Origin of the sequence: Paratractidigestivibacter sp. (genome assembly GCF_963660155.1) — a bacterium.
GTDB lineage: Bacteria > Actinomycetota > Coriobacteriia > Coriobacteriales > Atopobiaceae > Paratractidigestivibacter.
Genome location: NZ_CAVKWG010000017.1, coordinates 55,091 through 72,685, shown reverse-complemented (window position 1 = coordinate 72,685; position 17,595 = coordinate 55,091). Strand labels below are relative to the sequence as shown.

At 64.0% G+C, this 17,595-nt stretch carries 17 protein-coding genes; 3 read left to right on the top strand and 14 right to left on the bottom strand.

The window, feature by feature from the left end:
- Positions 1-65: 65 nt before the first annotated feature.
- The 10 genes from U5709_RS02595 to rpsP all read right to left on the bottom strand — a co-directional run bounded on the left by U5709_RS02595 (position 66) and on the right by rpsP (position 10,243).
- A complete protein-coding gene (locus U5709_RS02595; RefSeq protein WP_321971414.1) occupies positions 66-1,064 on the bottom strand; it encodes a DUF6273 domain-containing protein in 999 nt (332 codons plus the stop codon).
- 128 nt (positions 1,065-1,192) lie between these two features.
- Complete coding sequence (gene ppdK, locus U5709_RS02590; RefSeq protein WP_321971415.1) at positions 1,193-3,958, bottom strand: pyruvate, phosphate dikinase; 2,766 nt, start codon at positions 3,956-3,958, stop codon at positions 1,193-1,195.
- A gap of 303 nt (positions 3,959-4,261) precedes the next feature.
- Entirely contained in the window at positions 4,262-4,648 is a 387-nt protein-coding gene (locus tag U5709_RS02585) for a kinase/pyrophosphorylase (RefSeq protein ID WP_321971416.1), read from the bottom strand.
- A gap of 69 nt (positions 4,649-4,717) precedes the next feature.
- Positions 4,718-6,814 carry a glycine--tRNA ligase subunit beta gene (glyS, locus tag U5709_RS02580; protein ID WP_321972695.1) on the bottom strand — a complete coding sequence of 699 codons (2,097 nt, stop codon included), beginning with the start codon at positions 6,812-6,814 and terminating at the stop codon, positions 4,718-4,720.
- Complete coding sequence (locus tag U5709_RS02575; protein WP_321972694.1) at positions 6,815-7,726, bottom strand: glycine--tRNA ligase subunit alpha; 912 nt, start codon at positions 7,724-7,726, stop codon at positions 6,815-6,817. It lies immediately after the preceding gene.
- A 37-nt stretch (positions 7,727-7,763) separates the two neighbouring features.
- Positions 7,764-8,327 carry a signal peptidase I gene (gene lepB / locus U5709_RS02570; RefSeq protein WP_321971419.1) on the bottom strand — a complete coding sequence of 188 codons (564 nt, stop codon included), beginning with the start codon at positions 8,325-8,327 and terminating at the stop codon, positions 7,764-7,766.
- Between the two features lie 5 nt (positions 8,328-8,332).
- Entirely contained in the window at positions 8,333-9,073 is a 741-nt protein-coding gene (gene trmD / locus U5709_RS02565) for a tRNA (guanosine(37)-N1)-methyltransferase TrmD (RefSeq protein ID WP_321972693.1), read from the bottom strand.
- A 3-nt stretch (positions 9,074-9,076) separates the two neighbouring features.
- Positions 9,077-9,598 carry a 16S rRNA processing protein RimM gene (locus tag U5709_RS02560; protein ID WP_321972692.1) on the bottom strand — a complete coding sequence of 174 codons (522 nt, stop codon included), beginning with the start codon at positions 9,596-9,598 and terminating at the stop codon, positions 9,077-9,079.
- Positions 9,599-9,602: 4 nt separating this feature from the next.
- Complete coding sequence (locus tag U5709_RS02555) at positions 9,603-9,896, bottom strand: KH domain-containing protein (RefSeq protein WP_321971422.1); 294 nt, start codon at positions 9,894-9,896, stop codon at positions 9,603-9,605.
- Between the two features lie 5 nt (positions 9,897-9,901).
- Complete coding sequence (gene rpsP / locus U5709_RS02550; protein WP_321971423.1) at positions 9,902-10,243, bottom strand: 30S ribosomal protein S16; 342 nt, start codon at positions 10,241-10,243, stop codon at positions 9,902-9,904.
- A gap of 234 nt (positions 10,244-10,477) precedes the next feature.
- On the opposite strand from rpsP, the gene U5709_RS02545 reads away from it, so the two are divergent.
- From U5709_RS02545 to dinB, 3 genes are all read left to right on the top strand, one after another.
- Complete coding sequence (locus U5709_RS02545) at positions 10,478-11,149, top strand: response regulator transcription factor (protein ID WP_321971424.1); 672 nt, start codon at positions 10,478-10,480, stop codon at positions 11,147-11,149.
- 79 nt (positions 11,150-11,228) lie between these two features.
- Positions 11,229-12,464 carry a HAMP domain-containing sensor histidine kinase gene (locus U5709_RS02540; RefSeq protein ID WP_321971425.1) on the top strand — a complete coding sequence of 412 codons (1,236 nt, stop codon included), beginning with the start codon at positions 11,229-11,231 and terminating at the stop codon, positions 12,462-12,464.
- A 173-nt stretch (positions 12,465-12,637) separates the two neighbouring features.
- Positions 12,638-13,912 carry a DNA polymerase IV gene (dinB, locus tag U5709_RS02535; RefSeq protein WP_321972691.1) on the top strand — a complete coding sequence of 425 codons (1,275 nt, stop codon included), beginning with the start codon at positions 12,638-12,640 and terminating at the stop codon, positions 13,910-13,912.
- Positions 13,913-14,508: 596 nt separating this feature from the next.
- Here dinB and rsfS read toward each other — a convergent pair.
- From rsfS to U5709_RS02515, 4 genes are read right to left on the bottom strand one after another with little or no spacing between them, the layout of a single operon-like run.
- Positions 14,509-14,931, bottom strand: coding sequence for a ribosome silencing factor (gene rsfS, locus U5709_RS02530; protein WP_321971427.1), 423 nt, complete (start codon positions 14,929-14,931; stop codon positions 14,509-14,511).
- A gap of 43 nt (positions 14,932-14,974) precedes the next feature.
- Positions 14,975-15,619, bottom strand: coding sequence for a bis(5'-nucleosyl)-tetraphosphatase (symmetrical) YqeK (gene yqeK / locus U5709_RS02525; protein WP_321971428.1), 645 nt, complete (start codon positions 15,617-15,619; stop codon positions 14,975-14,977).
- Positions 15,620-16,327 (bottom strand): nicotinate-nucleotide adenylyltransferase, encoded by a 708-nt coding sequence (gene nadD, locus U5709_RS02520; RefSeq protein WP_415913444.1) that lies wholly within the window; start codon positions 16,325-16,327, stop codon positions 15,620-15,622. It abuts the gene before it with no gap.
- Positions 16,324-17,589, bottom strand: a complete 1,266-nt coding sequence (locus U5709_RS02515; protein WP_321972690.1) for a glutamate-5-semialdehyde dehydrogenase — start codon at positions 17,587-17,589, stop codon at positions 16,324-16,326. The genes nadD and U5709_RS02515 overlap by 4 nt, the downstream gene beginning before the upstream one ends.
- Positions 17,590-17,595: the final 6 nt, after the last annotated feature.

Sequence of the window (17,595 nt, the reverse complement as noted above, 5' to 3'; positions counted from 1 at the left end):
ACATAGGCTTACACACGAGGCCAAAGTTTAAACGACGCGGCTCCGCTTATCAAGAAAATTCACAACTAAAGGCAAAATCCTGCGAGAATCTTGTTTTGTTGCGTTGCGACGGCAACGGTCGACGGGTAGCCGGAGGCCATGACCTGGTAGAACTGGCCGTCGTCTGAGCCTGTTATGCTCAAAGGATAGGCCGTCCGGAGCCAGAAATTCGAGGTGAGCTTGCCGAGCGCGCCCGCGACGGCCGCGTATTCCGAGCGGTCCGCCACGTCGTTCTGGCTGAAGTAGAGGTACTGCGAGCCCTCCGAGTTGATCATCTGCGTGTACGGCGCGAAATCGGTGTAGTCCGTGTTGTAGATGACGCCGTCGCCATATTCCTGCTCGTACCAGGTGATGGAACCATAAATCTCTGAGGCGCTGAAAAGCCAAAGGCCATCGGAGGTGGACGTGACCGATGCCGTGTCGCTCGTGATGCCCGTGTTGTTCGAGAGTTTCGAGACCGACTTTATGGCCGCGCGAAGGTCATCGGGAAGAAGCGACGATCCATCCGAGTTGAGCCAACCGCGGAGCTCGGAGCCTTCCCAGCCGCCGTCGCACGTGGCCGTCGAGTTCATCGGCGCGCTACCGAGGCCCGAGACCATAAAGGTGAGGCCGGCCTTGCCCGACCCGTCGGCAAGGTCGTCGGCAAGAACTCCCACGACGCGGCAGAGCGCCGCGCTGCCGTCGGCGAGCACGACCTGGTGCGCGCAATCGGCAAGCGATCCGTCAAAGGAGACGATGCCGTACTCCTGCGCCACAGCGAGGCCCGTTTCTTGCGTTCCCGCGGATTCGATCATCGTCGCGATGCGCCCGAGCTCTTCCCACGTGTACAACGAGAAGTCCTTCGGCTCAACCTCCGTCTGCGAGGCGACCTGGGCCTGCTCGGCTGTAGAAGAACCGCCGCTAGATTGCCGCATACCCGGCATCTGACCAGTAAAGACGAGGTAGAACACCCCACCGCACACGGCGACGAAGGCCAGCGAGAAGACGACGAGCAGAACCCCGCCAACAGATGCGCGACGCGCCATAGGCAACCTTTCAAAAGAAACGACAGCGGGCACGCGGCCCGTCTTCCCAACGAGTGTGGCACACAACAAAGGAGAGGGACCCGAAGGCCCCTCTCCCCTACACAAACGCTATGTGAGCGAGTGCGTCCTTAGGCGAGCTTCTGGGCGCCGCCGTTGGACTTGATCTTGGCCTGGGCAGCCGCAAGGCGGGCGATGGGCACGCGGTACGGCGAGCAGGACACGTAATCGAGGCCGAGGTCGTAGTACATCTGGATGGAGTCCGGGTCGCCGCCGGTCTCGCCGCAGACGCCGCAGACGATCTTGTCGTTGGCCTGGTGGCCGCCCTCAACGCCCATCTTGACGAGCTTGGCAACGCCGGCATCGAGCGTCTCGAACGGGTTGGTCTTGAGGATCTTCTTGGAAAGGTACTGCGGGATGAAGGTGCTCTCGACGTCGTCGCGGGAGAAGCCGAAGCCCATCTGCGTGAGGTCGTTGGTGCCGAAGGAGAAGAAGTCGGCGTACTCGCCGATCTCGTCGGCGGTTACAGCGGCGCGCGGAATCTCGATCATGCAGCCGATGGGGATGGTGATGTCGACGCCGGTCTGCTCGGAGACAGCGGCGATGACCTTCTCGATCTGCTCACGGACGACCTTGAGCTCCTCGACGGTAGAGACGAGCGGGACCATGATCTCGGGCTTGGGGTTAAGACCGCGCTTCTTGAGGTGCGCATAGGCGGAAGCGATGGCGCGCACCTGCATCTCGGTCAGCTCGGGGTACACGATGCCGAGACGGCAGCCGCGCAGACCGAGCATCGGGTTGGCCTCCTGGAAGGAATCCAAGCGGGTGAGCAGTTCGCGACGGGCCTGGAGCTGGATATCGGACTCACCGCGGTGCTCGGCGTGGGCAAGCTCGACGGCGTACTCGCGGGGGTTATCCAGGAACTCGTGCAGGGGCGGATCGAGCAGGCGAACGATGACGGTCTTGCCGTCCATCTCCTCGAACATACCCAGGAAATCGTCGGTCTGCACCTTGAGGAGCTGGCCGAGGGCCTGCTGCTTGGCGCCGGTGCGCTCAGCGAGGATGAAGGACTGGATAATCTCCTTGCGGTCGCCCAGGAACATGTGCTCGGTGCGGCACAGGCCGATGCCCTCAGCGCCGAAGCCACGGGAGAGCTTGGCGTCCTCGGGGTTGTCGGCGTTGGCGCGAACGCCGACGTTGCGGCCGCGGGAAGCGTCGGAGCGAATCTCGTCGGCCCAGGTGAGGATGGTCTCGAGGTCGCCAGTGAGCTCGGGGCGGGTCAGGGGCACGGCGCCCAGGATGACGTCGCCGGTGGTGCCGTTGATGGAGATGATGTCGCCCTCGTGGAGCACGACGTCGGTGCCGGAGACGACGACCTCCTTGGCCTTGGCGTCAATCTTCAGGGCCTCAGCGCCGCAGACGCAGGGGGCGCCCATGCCACGAGCGATGACGGCCGCGTGGGACGTCTTGCCACCGTGGGAGGTCAGGATGCCCTCGGCAGCAACCATGCCCTTGAGGTCGTCAGGGTTGGTCTCCCAGCGGACAAGGATGCAGGGCTGATCCTTGTTGGCGCAGTGGACGGCGTCCTCAGCGGAAAAGACGACCTGGCCCACGGCGGCGCCGGGGGAAGCGTTCATGCCCTTGGTGAGGACCTTGAAGTCGGCCTTGGGGTCGAACTGCGGGTGGAGGAGCTGGTCGAGCTGCTCGGGGGCCACGCGCATGACGGCCTCCTCCTTGGTGATGGCACCCTCGGACTCGAACTGCATGGCGATGGCGAGCGCGGCCATGGCGGTACGCTTGCCGACGCGGGTCTGCAGCATCCAGAGCTTACCCTGCTCGATGGTGAACTCGATGTCCATCATGTCGTGGTAGTGCTCCTCGAGCTTGACAAAGATGTCGTCGAGCTGCTGGCCGGCCTCCTCGAGACCCGGGATGGTCTTGAGGTCGGCGATCGGCTCGGTGTTGCGGATGCCGGCCACGACGTCCTCGCCCTGGGCGTTGACCAGGAAGTCGCCGTAGAACTCCTTGGTGCCATCGGCGGGGTTGCGGGTGAAGGCGACGCCGGTAGCGGAGGTATCGCCCTTGTTGCCGAAGACCATGACCTGGACGTTGACGGCGGTGCCGAGGTCGTCGGAGATCTTGTTCTGCTTGCGGTAGATGATGGCGCGCTCGTTCATCCAGGAACCGAAGACGGCCTCGATGGCCAAGCGGAGCTGGAGCAGCGGGTCCTGCGGGAAAGCGGCACGACCGTCGGGAGCGACCTCGGGGTGAGCCTGGGAGTCGACGTTGACGGCGAAAATCTGCTTGAAGGTCTCGACGAGGTCCTTGAGGTCTGCGGCATCGAGCTCGGTGTCGAGCTTGACACCCTTCTCGGCCTTCTTGGCGTTGATAGCATCCTCGAAGAGGTCACCGTCGACGCCCATTACGACGTTGGAGAACATCTGGATAAAACGACGATAAGAGTCATAGGCGAAGCGCTCGTTCTCGGTCTGCTTGATGAGGCCCTGGACCGAGATGTCGTTGAGGCCGAGGTTAAGGACGGTGTCCATCATGCCCGGCATGGAGAAGGGAGCGCCGGAGCGGACGGAGACCAGCAGCGGGTCCTCGGCGTCGCCGAGCTTCTTGCCCATGCGCTGCTCGAGGTTCTCGCGGGCAGCGTCAATCTCGTCGAGGACACCGTCGGCCCACTTGTTGCCGGCGTTGGCGTACGCGACGCAGGTCTGGCAGGTAATGGAGAATCCCGGAGGGACAGGAAGGCCGATCTTGGCCATCTCGGCGAGGTTAGCGCCCTTGCCGCCGACGATCCACTTGGCCTCGTCGACGGTCTCGCCGGCGGGCTCGGTCGCATTGACGCCGTCGATACCGGCGCCGAAGCGGTACACGTGCTTTTCAGCCATGTTTACCCCTTGCTTCTTGAGTGCTTGACGTCCGGTTGGAGCCGGACGCACTTACTACGAACGGTCACGCGAGAGGTATAGCTCTCACATGACTAGAGAATTCTAGCAACATGAGGCCGCTACGCTGCGACTCATTTGATAACTGGTAGCGTGTGGCGGGTGAACGGGGCGAAAAATAAGCGAATTCGGCCCCCGCGAGCGCGAAAGCCGGATTCGTTGTACGATAGAAACGATTTTTGTTTTTTAAATCTTGGGTGCAACTGAACGCCCCGCCGGCTTTTCGCTGACGGGGCGTTTTCTTGGCTAGTTGCCGTAGGTGGCGCCGATCGCGTGGGTCGGCTCCTCGCCCGTGAGAGTGGACAGAACCGTGACGGCGGGGCCCAGAAGATCGATCGAGGGAATGCCCCTGCGATCGAGCTCGCGGCGGATCTCGCGACGAAGCGTGCCGTTAGCGAAGGTGTGGAACACGGCCGTCGGGCGCTCGGAATCGTAGTTGTCGTCGAAATAAGCGCGAACGGTGTCGACATCGTTCACGTTCGAGAGGCGAGCGATCTCGACGGATTCGGGCCCGAACTGGGCGGCAGCCGCCATGACGACCGTGTTGGCGGTCTCGCCGCGCGCGTCCGACAGGACGTAGATCATAGGAACGCTCTCACCGAAGAGATCGTCGTCGATGTCGAGCTTGGCCATCTGTTACCCCCAAATGGTTTCCCCGCTTTTCGCGGGGGCGGCGCCGGAAAGGCCGCCGAAGAGCGGACATTACTTCTTACGAGAAAGGGCGCTGATGTCCGCCACGCCCGCGAAGACGCCGGCGAAGCGGTTGAGCAGACGGAGCCTGTTCTCCCTTACATCAATATGCTCGTCCATGACCAGCACATCGTCGAAGAATCGGTCGATGGGCTCTTTAAGGGCCGCGAGAGCGCCGCAAGCGGCCTCGAAATCAGAGTCGGCAAGCGCCGAGGAGACTTTCTCCTCACCTTCTACACAGGCGCTGAGCAAGGCACGCTCCGCGTTGCCGAGCTTGGACTCGTCGACCTCGGTGCCAAGAGAGGCGTCGGCGAGGTTGTGGGCACGGGTGAACGCGGCGGCGAGGTCGTCGAACACCTCGGGTTGCTCGGCGCGCGCCGTGTCGAGGGCACGCGCGCGGGCGATGAACTCGGCGGGGTCGATGACGCCGACGGCCGAGACGGCCTCGATGGAGTCCAGGTGGATGCCCTCGTCCTTGGCAATGGACTTGAGGCGACCGGCGAAGAACTGACACACCTTCCTGGAAACGGCCTCAGCGTCGAACTCGAGGCCCTGTTCCTTATAGAACGCGAGAGCAAGGTCGACGAGCTCGGCCAGGTGCACGCTCGGCATGGTGCGCAGCATCTGGATGATGCCGATGGCCGAGCGGCGGATGGCAAACGGGTCTGAGGAGCCGGTGGGCGGCTCGTCGATGGCAAAGATGCCGCAGCAGGTGTCGAGCTTGTCGGCGATAGCCACGCACTTGCCGCAGGTGTTGCTGGGAAGCTCGTCGCCGGCGAAACGCGGGCGGTAGTGCTCGCGGATGGCGCACGCGACCTCGGCGTTCTCGCCGGCGGCCTCGGCGTAGTAGCCGCCCATGACGCCCTGCTGGTTAGTGAACTCGACGACGGCCTGGGACACGAGGTCCGCCTTGGCGAGGTGCGCGGCGCGGACGGCGTCGGCGACGCCCTGCTCATTCTCCCCCGCCGCGGAGGCCACGGCGCCGGCGATCTTCTCCATGCGCTCGACCTTCTGAAGCGTGGTGCCGAGCTTCTCCTGGAAGGTGACGATGCCGAGACGCTGGACGAAGTCCTCCATGGGGTGCTTCAAATCCTCCTCGAAGAAGAACTTCGCGTCGTCGAGGCGCGGGCGCACGACGCGCTCGTTGCCGGAGACGACGGTTGCTGAAACCTTGGGATCGGCGTTGGAGACGATGACGAACTCGCGGGTGAGCTTACCCTCGGCGTCGAAGATCGGGAAATAGCGCTGGTTGGAGAGCATGGACTCGCAGATGATCTCCTGCGGGACCTTGAGGTACTCCTCGTCGAACTTGCCGACGAGGACCGTCGGCCACTCGCAAAGGTTCACGACCTCGTCGAAGATGCGCTTCGGCGTGTCGACCGAGGAGCCCGGCCGCTCGGACTCGATCTTGGAGATGCTCTCGCGGATGACGGCCTCGCGGCGCTCAGCGGAGAGCACGTAGGCGGCCTCGAGGACGCCCTCGTAGGCGGCGGGGTCTGCGACCACGCGTGCGCCGGGAGCCAGCACACGGTGGCCGAAAGTGACGTTTGCGCTGGTCACGCCGGCGTAGCTCATGGGCACGACCTCGGAGCCAAGAAGCGCGCAGATCCAGCGGATCGGGCGAACGAAGGTCTCGTGCTCGGAACCCCAGCGCTGGGAGCGGTAGTTCGGCCACTCGATGGCCGCGATGACGTCGTGGCCGAGAGTCGACAGGATCGGCATCGCGGGCGCGGAAGGCACGTTCTTCTCGGCGAAGACGTACTCGTTGCCGTCATCGGCCACGGCACGACTGAGCTCGGAGGCGTCGATGCCGCACTTACGGGCGAAGCCCTGGGCCGCCTTGGTGGGGTTGCCGTCGGCGTCGAAGGCAATCTGGGCTTTGGGGCCGCGCAACGACTCATGGATGGCCTCGGTCTCGCAGGCGACACTCTCCACGATGGCGGCGAGGCGGCGAGGCGAGCTCACGACGCGGACGGCGCCATGGGAAAGCCCAGCCGCGTCGAGGCGGGACTCGACGAGCTTAGGGAGCTGCTTGGAAGCGTTGATGAGCGGAGCCGAAGGCATCTCCTCGACGCCGATCTCGAGCAGGAAATCCAAGGTATCTGCCATTTAGGCCACCTCGCCCTTCGTTGAATACGTGTCCTTCTTGCCGGCGACCTCGGCGAGATAGCTCTCGCAACACGCCTTGGCGACGGCGCGCACGCGCAGGATGTAGTTGGCGCGCTCGGTGGCCGAGATGGCGCCGCGGGCGTCGAGGATGTTGAACGCGTGGCTGCATTTCATGACGCAGTCGTAGGCGGGAAGCGGCAGCTTGTGGTCAAGGCACGAGTGGCACTCGGCCTCGTACTCATCGAACTTGCGGCGCATCATGTCGACGTCGGCGACCTCGAAGTTGTAGGTCGAGAACTCGAACTCGTTCTCGTGGAAGACATCGCCGTAAGTCATGGGCGTGCCGTCGGGCAGGTAACTCCAGATGAGGTCGTAGACGGAGTCGACGCCCTGAGCGTACATGGCGATGCGCTCGAGGCCGTAGGTGATCTCAACGGGAACCGGGTCGACCTCGATGCCGCCGACCTGCTGGAAGTAGGTGTACTGGGTGACCTCCATGCCGTCCATCCAGACCTCCCAGCCAAGGCCCCAGGCGCCCAGCGTCGGGCTTTCCCAGTCGTCCTCGACGAAGCGGACGTCGTGCTCGGCGGGGTCGAGGCCGATGGCCTTGAGCGAGCCCAGGTACAGGTCCTGTGAATCGACCGGGCAGGGCTTCAGGATGACCTGGAACTGGTAGTAGTGCTGCATGCGGTTGGGGTTCTCGCCGTAGCGGCCGTCGGCCGGGCGGCGGCACGGCTGCGGGTAGCAGGTGCGCCAGGCGTTGGGCCCGAGGCTGCGAAGCGTCGTGGCGGTGTGGAACGTGCCGGCGCCGACCTCGGAGTCGTAGGGCTGCATGACCGTGCAGCCGTGGCCGGCCCAATACCGCTCGAGCTCAAGGATCATGTCCTGGAACGTAAGCGCGTCTTTGTTCATTTCTCGCTTCCTTCTTCTTGCCGTGTCCGCTTAGCGCCTAGAGGAGACGGGCGTCGCTGAGCGGCCAGTAGATGAACAGGCCCTTAGATGATACGGCATCAACCGAGACCGGGCCGAAATAACGTGAGTCGAGCGAGTTCGTGCGGTTATCGCCCATGCAAAATATATAGCCCTCGGGGACCGTGTAGGGATAGGTGATCCCGGCGCTGCCGGAGTAATCCGACAAAGACGCGGTCTCCTTACCCTCTGTATAGGGCTCGTTCTGCTCGACGCCGTCCACGTAGAGCTTGCCGTCGCGCAGGTCGATGGTCTGGCCACCCACGGCGACGACGCGTTTGATGAGCGTCGTGCCGGGCTCGGTCGGGCTATCGAAGGTGACGACGTCGCCAACCTGCGGGGATTGCCAGTGAAGCGTGACCTTCTCGCCGATGAGCATATCGCCCTTCTGGATGGTATCGAGCATCGAGCCGGTGGGGACGACGTAGACGCCGAACACGAAGGTGCGAAGCGCGAAGGCGACGCCGATGGCGATGGCAACGGTCACGATGAGCTCAACGATAAAACCGAGCACGCCGCGGCCTTCTTTGTTGTCGGAGGGCATTCGGCTCACTCCCCTTCCGGATCTATAAACAAGCGCGCGCGGGCAAGCTCGTCTGCGGTGAGGTCGGCGCCATCGATAAGGTCCGGGCGCCAATGCGCGGTGCGCTCAACGGCGTCGGCGCGCCTCCAGGCGTCCACTTTGGCGTGGTCGCCGGACAAGAGCACGGGCGGCACGTCCATGCCGCGGTAGCTCGCGGGGCGCGTGTACTGGGAGTACTCGAGCAGCCCCGAGTCGGAGAACGATTCGTCGACGGCGCTCATGGAGTCCCCGAGGGCCCCGGGAAGCAGCCTCACCACCGAATCGATGACCACGAGCGCGGGCAGCTCGCCGCCCGTGAGCACGTAGTCCCCGAGGCAGATGACGTCGTCGGCGAGGGTGTAGCAGCGCTCGTCCATGCCCTCGTAGCGCCCGCACACGAAGATAAGGCGCTCCTCTTGGCTCAGGCGCTCGGCGCAGCGCTGGGTATACGGGGTGCCGACCGGCGAGAAGAACACGACGCGGGCCCGTTCGGGGCGCCCGTCGCGGACAGCCTCGACCGCCTCGAAGATGGGCGCAGGCTTCATGAGCATGCCCTGCCCGCCGCCGAAGGGCGCGTCGTCGACCGTGCGGTGACGGTCATGGGTCCAGTCGCGCAGGTCGTGATGGCAAAACTCGGCGATACCGGCCTTCTCGGCGCGGCCCATGATGGAGGCGCCGAGATAGGGCTCGAACACGTCCGGGAAGACGGAGATGGTCTCGAAAATCAAGGGCTACCTCCCCTCGAGGCCGTAGAAGCCCTCGGCGTCGACGGTGATGGCACCCTGTTCGGGCACCTCCATCACGACGCGCTCGATGACCGGCAACAGCAGCTCCTCGCCGCCTGCGTCGATGACCCAGACGTCGTTGGCGACGCCGCGCATGACCTCGGTGATGCGACCGCTAAGGCCGAGCCTCTCGTCTGCGACCTCGCGCCCGAGGAGCCGATCGACGTCGTGCAGGTCGATGTCGTCAGGCAGGTCGGACTCACGGGCAAGAAGGTAGCGGCCGACGAGCGCTTTGGCCTCGTCGATGCCGTCCACCCCTGAAAGATGGATGAGGCTGCCCTCGCGGTTGTCCTCGAAACAGGACTCGACAGTTTTCCAGCGCTCGCCCTTAAGCCGCGGCGGCACCACGCACACGTCGAGCCCCTCGGCCAATACGGCGGGAAGGCCGTGGACGGGAACCGCCACGACCTCCCCTATTTTACCGTGTGACTTCTGCACACGGGCTATGCATCTATAACGCTCTCGCATGGACCTAACCCAAGACCTCGACCTCGACTTCGGTGCCAACGCGCTGCCCGAGGGCGCGCGCAAGCGTGCGGATAGCCTTGATGGTGCGACCCTTGCGGCCGATCACACGGCCTGCGTCCTCCTCGGAGCACGAAACCTCGATGAGCGCGCCACTTTCGGAATCGGTGACATCGAGCGAAACGGAGTCCTCGTCGTCAACAAGCCCGCAAACAATGTACTCGACCAGGTCAGCGACCTTGTCGGAGGGCATCTCCTCGGAGTCCGTGGCCGAGAGCTCGACGCTTTCGGTGGTCTCCATGGGGACTACTCGGCGTCGGCAGCAGCCTCAGCAGCAGCCTCAGCAGCAGCGGCGGCCTTGGCAGCGGCCTTCTTGGAGATCTTGTTCTTCTCCTGCTTGACCGGCTCGCCCTCGCGGACGATGGCAACGAGGTGCTCGACCGCGTTAGACATCTGAGCCCCCTTGCCGATCCACTCATCGACCTTGTCGAGGTTGATCTCGATGGTCTTGGGGTTGGTCAGCGGGTTGTAGCGACCGACGAGCTCGATGTAGCGACCGTCGCGGGGCATGCGGCTGTCGGCGACGACGACGCGATAGTACGGACGCTTCTTGGCACCGTGACGGGCCAGGCGAATCTTGACTGCCAAAGTAAAACTCCTCTGTACGAGCGGTGCGCGAAGTAGGAAAGGTGGGCCCGCACCGCAGGGCCACAAAGCAATTTCTTATCTTACGACATAAGTTTTGGCGCGCAAGGTGCAGTTTTTGTGAACCTGCGCGCAGAAATCGTGGTCGAGACCTGTGGTTCAGTGGTTTTTAAGCGCCTGTAGGTAGTATAGGCGCAAATCAAAGCACTCAGCTGCCTGAAAAATCGGAGGTAGAGCATGAACATCCTGGTTGTCGAGGACGAGCGTAACCTCGCCGACGCCATCGTCAAGATCCTTGAGGACGAAGGTTACAACGCCGAGGCCACCTATGACGGCAAAGCTGGCCTGACCTGCGCGAAGAGTGGCCTGTACGATGCTATTGTGCTCGACGTGATGCTGCCCGGCATGAGCGGCTACGACGTCGTGCACCAGATGCGCCGCGAGAACGTGGCGACCCCGGTGCTCATGCTCACCGCGCGCACCTCCACCGAGGACAAGGTCGCCGGCCTCGACGCTGGCGCCGACGACTACATGACCAAGCCTTTCGAGGCGCCGGAGCTCCTCGCCCGCCTCCGCGCGCTCACCCGCCGCCGCGGCGAGGTCCTTATCGACGAGATCAAGTTCGCCGACATCGTGCTCGACCTCACGACCCACGACCTCTCGTGCGGCGAGAAGTCCGTCCATCTCTCCGGCAAGGAGTTCGAGGTCCTGAGCATCCTCATGGGCTCGAACTCCCGCGTCGTGTCCAAGCAGGACCTGCTCACCCGTGTGTGGGGCACCGACGGCGAGGCTTCCGAGAACTCCGTCGAGGCCTACGTGAGCTTCCTTCGCAAGAAACTCGCCCATGTCGGTTCCAAGGTGCAGGTAACCACGCTGCGCATGCTTGGATACCGCCTCGAGGTGCTTTAACCTTTAGGGGACTGCGGCCGCCGGCGCTTCGTCGGCGGCCTTATTTTGTGCCAAGAACCATCGCTCGAGGAGACACGCGATGCTCGACAAGCTACGACGCGAATTCACGCTCATTACGTTCGGTCTCTCCGGCGTGGTCCTGCTCATAGCCCTCGTCATGACCTTCGTGAGCAACGTGACCATGCAAAACAACGTGACGATGTCGCTGCTCAACCGTGGCCTGGAGGTGGGGCACGCGTTGAACCCGCAGATGGGGTCGAAGGACCGCGAGGGCACCGTGGGCGCAGACTCGATGCTCACCGTCTCGGTCGACGTCACCCCGAGCGGCATCGTCCTCAACAAGTCCGAATCTCCCGTCGGCCTCGACGAGGACGCGCTCGACGAGATCGTGGCGAAGGCCGTCTCGGGTAGCGAGACGAGCGGAACCAATTGGGCGAGGCACCTCGCATGGGCCAAGAAGAGCACCGTGTATGGCCTGAGGATCGCCATCTGCGACACCTACTCGAGGGACGTCTCGCTCATTAGGCAAGGCATCTCGGGCGTCATCATCTTCCTCATGTCGCTCTGCGCGCTCTACGCGGTCTCCCGGGCGCTCGCGAACCGATCGATCAAGCCCGTAAGCGAAGCCTGGGACGCGCAGCGGCGTTTTATATCCGACGCGTCGCACGAGCTCAAGACCCCGCTCGCGGTTATTTTGGCAAACGTGCAGATCCTGCAGAGGTCTAAGGATATGAGCGCCGAGGACATGCGCTGGGTGGGTCGCACCGCCGACGAGGCCGAGCACATGAAGGGCCTTGTCGAGGACCTTCTCACCCTCGCGCGCGCCGACGAGGCCAAGGCGGGATCCGTCGGGGCAGCGGGGCCGATGGTGGAGCTCGACCTCTCCGAGATCGTCGACGAGTGCGCACTCGAGTTCGACGCCGTCGCTTTCGAGCGTGGCTGCACCATTAGCTGCGAGACGGAGCCCGAGGTTATGGTCACCGGCGACAAGCAGCAGCTCGAGCGCGTGATGAACACACTCGTCGACAACGCCACGAAGTACGCGGCGAAGGATTCGGAGGTCAAGCTGTCCGCCCGGCGCGACGGCAAGAAGGCGCACGTTACCGTGAACAACAAGGGCGCCGTCATCGATGCCGAGGACCTCGCGCACCTGTTCGACCGCTTCTATCGCACCGACAAGGCGCGCAGCCGCGAAGAGACAGGCGGTTTCGGGCTAGGGCTCGCAATCGCCAAGAGCATCGTCGATGCCCACGGCGGCAAGATCTGGGCCACGAGCGACGCCGCCAGCGGGACCACCTTCCACGTAACCCTTTAGGATGCACGGCCCGCCTGCCGTTTGGGGGGCAGTCCCCTTTTTGCACGCGCGAGGAGGCCGCGAGCTCGTCGCCGGATCGGTGGGCGACTTGCTTGAAACGACGTGTCGCATGCAAAAAGGGGACTGTCCCCAAATGGCAGGCGAGTCGTGGGCCGCCGACCTATAATCGCCCTATGGGACAACACGAGACATACCGCGACACCGAAAACGGCGCCCTCGAGTGGAAGGGGCCGGCCATCGGACTTCTCGACCTCGACGCTTTCTTCGCGTCCGTCGAGCAGCTTGACCACCCCGACTGGCGCGGGAAACCCGTCATCGTGGGCGGCTCGTCCAAGAAGCGCGGCGTCGTCTCCACGGCCTCCTACGAGGCGCGGCGTTTCGGTGTGCACTCAGCGATGCCGGCGTTCCAGGCCGAGAGGCTCTGCCCGCAGGCCATCTGGACGCAGGGACGCTACGAGCGCTACCACGAGATGAGCGACATCGTTATGAGCTTCTTGCTGGATGAGACGCCGCTCGTGGAGCAGGTGTCCATAGATGAGGCGTTCTTCGACGTGACGCCCGGCCGTTTCTCGCGGGAGAACCCGGTCGCCATCTGCGCCCGCGTCCAGGCACGCGTGGCCGAGCTGGGCATCACGTGCTCGATTGGCGTAGGCCCGAACAAGACCGTAGCCAAGATCGCCTCGGAGCAGGAAAAACCGCGCGGCCTCACCGCCGTGTGGCCGGGCACCGAGAGGAAGTTTCTGGCACCGCTGCCCGTGGGAGCCATGAGCGGCATCGGGACGGCCACGCAGGCAAAGCTCGAGGGCATGGGCATAAAGACGCTCGGGCAGCTCTCCCGCCTCTCTTGCACCGATGCGCAGCGCATGTTCGGCGTGGCGGGCCCCCGCATGGTCATGAGGGCCGCCGGGCTGGAAAGAAGCGCCGTGGCCGCCGCAGCGGAACACGAGGTGCCCAAAAGCGTGTCGAACGAGCGCACCTTTGGCGAGGACCTTATCAACGAAGACGAGGTCAAGGCCGCCGTGATGCATATCTCGGGGCTCGTGGGCAGACGGCTGCGGACCAAGGGGCTCAAAGGCCGCACGGTAACGCTCAAGCTCAAGTACGACGCCCGCACGGGCCACACGGCGCAGGCCGCCCTCCCCTCCCGGACCGACCAGGAGAGCGTGTTCGGCCGAGAGGCGCTCCGGCTCCTGCCGCAGATCTGGTCGCCGGGGATGAAGGTGCGCCTGCTCGGGGTCGGGGTGTCGGGGTTCGACGAAGCCGAGCCCGTGCAGCTCGGGCTCTTCCAGACCGACCAGGAGGTGCGCGACGAGAAGGCCGAGAGGCTGGCGGCGGCGACAGACGCGCTGAAGGCGCGGTTCGGCGACGACTCGGTGCGCTATGGGCGTGACCTGCGCTTCGATGGACGCGTCAGCGATACGCAGCCGATGAACAAGGAGAAGTTCTAGCTACTGGGCCGCCCCGGGCCCGCGCCCCTTTTGGGCTCAGCGCTCACTTCGTCCACTCGCTGCGCGAAATCGCCCAAAAGGGGCGCGGGGCGGCTACAGGGTTGGAAGGCTCTCGTCCCACAACAAAGAACAAGAGAAGGGAATACAGTTGCAGCCCGCTTTGCGGGCCGCTCATAGGTAGGGGCCTCCCGATTCTTCCTTACTACGATTTCGCGCAAGAGAGCGAGCTCTGAGCAGTAAAGCAGAATCGGAAGGCCCCGGGCGGCGAGCCGCCGGGTCGCCCGCAAAGAAAACGGCTCGGCTTGGTGCTCTCGGAGTGGTTTTGCAAAGAAAACACCTTCACTTGGTCCCAAACAGACCAAGCGAAGGCGCTTTCTTTGCAAATGGACCAAGCGGGGCCATTTTCTTGGCAAAACAGACCAAGCCGACAGGTTTTCTTCGCCAATGGACCAAGCGAAACCGTTTTCTTTGCGGCCCGCTTTATGGTTGGGAGCACCGGATTCTCTCTCAGGGCGATTTCGCGCAGCGAGCGAAGCGATCGCTGAGCCATGAGAGAGAATCCGCTGCTCCCGGGCAGGTGATGTGGACGCAGCCTCTTATCCCTCGGGCTGGGTGGGCTCGTCGCCCTCGAGGGCGGCGGCGTGGGCCTCGTCGGCCATGGCGCCCTCAAGGTCGAGATGGACACGGGGAGCGTCGCCCCAGAGGCGCTCGAGTCGGTAGAAGTCGCGCGTCTCGGGGTTGAAGACATGGACGCAGACGGAGCCGTAATCGACGAGGACCCAGTTCAGTCCCTCGCGACCCTCACACGAGATAGGGCGGATACCGCAGTTCTTGAAGACCTTCTCGCGGACCTCATCGACGATGGAGTCGACCATGCGGTTGTTGTTGCCGGAGCAAATGAGGAAATAGTCGCAGACGTCAGTCGTGCCGATAAGGTCGATGAGCACGATGTCGGTTGCTTTCTTGGAGTCGGCGGCGAGGGCCGCGACGCGGGCGATGTCAAGGGAGCTTGCAGCCATAAAGATGGTTCTCCTAACGGATCATTTGTTTCTGGCGGCGCTTCTATGAGCGCTCGGCAGCCAGTGCATTATAAAACCTTATCGTTCCCTCGTAGAGATGGCGCCCGCCTTTGAGCACGTAGATGATGCCTCCCACAAAGGAATTCCAGAAGAGGTCGTCAAGAGAGGCGCGGCCGACGAGGGCGCGGGTCTCCTCGATCCCCTTGGATGCTGGACGCAAGGGTTCGATGCCGTCGGCCACGAAGAGGACCTTGTCGAGCGGGCCCATCCGATAGCCGCCGGTCGTATGGACACTGATGGCGTGCCAGACCTCGTCGGGAAGGTCGGGGTAGCGCTCGGGCAGCTCACGCGCGGCGACGCAGCCATGAAGCAGCGGCTTCACGTCCTTGTAGTCGTCTCCCCCGAAATCAAGCTCGAGTGCCTCGGCGCGGGCAATGAGCTCTTCGTCGGACAACACCTTGTCCCAGTCGTGCAAAAGACCGGCGACCCGAGCGAGGAACGGGTCGACGCCGTACATGAGCGCGAGCGACTCCGCTGTGGAAGCGACCGACATCGAGTGTGCCAGGCGTTTGGGCTTTGATTGGAGCTGAATCGCAAGGTCGGCCTCTACTTGGGCAATAAAGGCCAGCTGGGAAGGGGTATAACAAGCGCCGCGCATCTTTGACGCCTTATTCTTCTTCGATGCCATTTAAGCGAACACATCCCCGGTCTGTCCGAAGTGGCGAGTAGAGGCGCCGTAAAGACGGTGCTTGTGGAGATAGCCCGTCACGGAGTCCGGCGTGAGGTAGCGCAGCCCTTGCCCCTCGGCAACGCGCTCGCGCAGATAGGAGGAAGAGATGGCGAGCGCCGGGACCGAGAGGTAGGTGACGTCAAAATCGATGCCGGAATTCTCGATGGCGTCCATCGCGTGGTCGAGATTGTACCCGGGGCGCGTGGCCGCGACCAGGTGGGCGTTGGCGGCTATGGTCGCAGCCTCGTGCCACGTGACGATCTCGGCGATGGCGTCGGCGCCCGTTATGAAGTAGAGCTCGACGTTTTCCGGGTACGCTTCACGAAGAAGTCGAAGCGTATCGGCCGTATACGTCACGCCCTCGCGGTCGATCTCGAAGCGCGAGGCCAAGAAGTGGGGGTTGTCGGCCGTGGCCAGAAGCGTCATCGCGTAGCGGTCCTCGGCAGATGTCACCTCCTTATCCTGCTTGAAGGCGGGCCGCCCGGCAGGCATAAAAAGAACGACGTTGAGCTTGAGGTCGGAGTACGCTTGCTCGGCGGCGACGAGGTGACCGTGGTGGATAGGGTCGAAGGTCCCGCCCATGATGCCGAGACGGTACGTCTTCTCGGGCGTCACGCCCAGCTCGGGCAAGCCCATCTCCCTCAGCCGCTCGGCGTCGTAGCTCATCGCGTCTGCCCCCATCCACGGACCAGGTACTTCGTGCTGGTCAGGGCACCTGCGCCCATGGGGCCGCGTACGTGCAGCTTCTGCGTCGAGATGCCGATCTCGCCGCCGAGGCCGAAGACGCCGCCGTCGGTGAAGCGCGTCGAGGCGTTGACGTAGACGGTTGAGGCATCGACCTCGTTCAAGAAGCGCTCAGCTGCCGCGTAAGACTCTGTCACGATGGCCTCGGAGTGTCGGGTGCCGTAGCGGTTGATGTGGGCGATGGCCTCGTCGAGGCCGGATACGACGCGCACGCTCAACTCGAGCGCGAGGTACTCGCGGCCCCAATCATCCTCAGTAGCGTCCTCGAAGTGCTCAAGGGCCCCCGCTTCCTTCGCGGCCGCGCGCGCGGCCTCGTCACCGTGGACGAGCACGCCGGCGTCAGCGAGGGCACCGACGAGCTTCGGAAGCGCCACATCGGCGATCGCCTCGTCCACGAGCAGCGACTCTGCGGCGTTGCAGACGCCGATGCGCTGCGTCTTGGCGTTCAGGAGTATGGGGATGGCCTTATTCAGGTCGGCATCTGCGTGCACGTAGATGTGGCAATTGCCGGTGCCCGTCTCGATGGTGGGGACCTTGGCGTTCTGAACACAGGTCTGGATAAGTCCGGCACCGCCGCGCGGGATGAGCACATCGACGAGGCCCGCGGCGCCGAGGAGCTCGGCCGTCTGGGTGTGCTCAGCGTCGTCCTCGATATAGGCCACGGAATCGGCGGGAAGGGCGGCCTCGACGCAGGCGCGGCGGCAGAGCTCGGCGATTGCCATGCAGCTCGCGTTGGCGGCGCTGCCGCCCTTGAGCAGGCACGCGTTGCCCGCGCGCATGCAGAGCGCGAAGGCGTCGGCCGTCACGTTCGGCCTCGCCTCGTAGACCATGGCAACGACGCCCAGGGGCACTGTGACCTTCTCGATGCGCAGGCCGTCGGCGTTGATGTAGCCGTCGAGGACGCGGCCGATTGGGTCAGCTTGGGCGGCCACCTCGTCCATGGCGTCGGCGATGCCGCGCACGCGCGCCTCGTCGAGATAGAGCCTGTCGAGCAGGCTCTCCTTCATGCCGGCCTTGCGGGCGCGGTCCATATCGAGCGCATTTGCCGCAACGACCTGCGCCGCATTCTCTCGCATCAGCGAGGCTGCGGCCGAGATGGCCTTCGAGCGAACCTCGGCCGAGGCCTTCACGAGCTCAAACGAGGCCTCGCGGGCGAGGCTAGCCTTATCGAGTGCCTGTCCCATGAATCT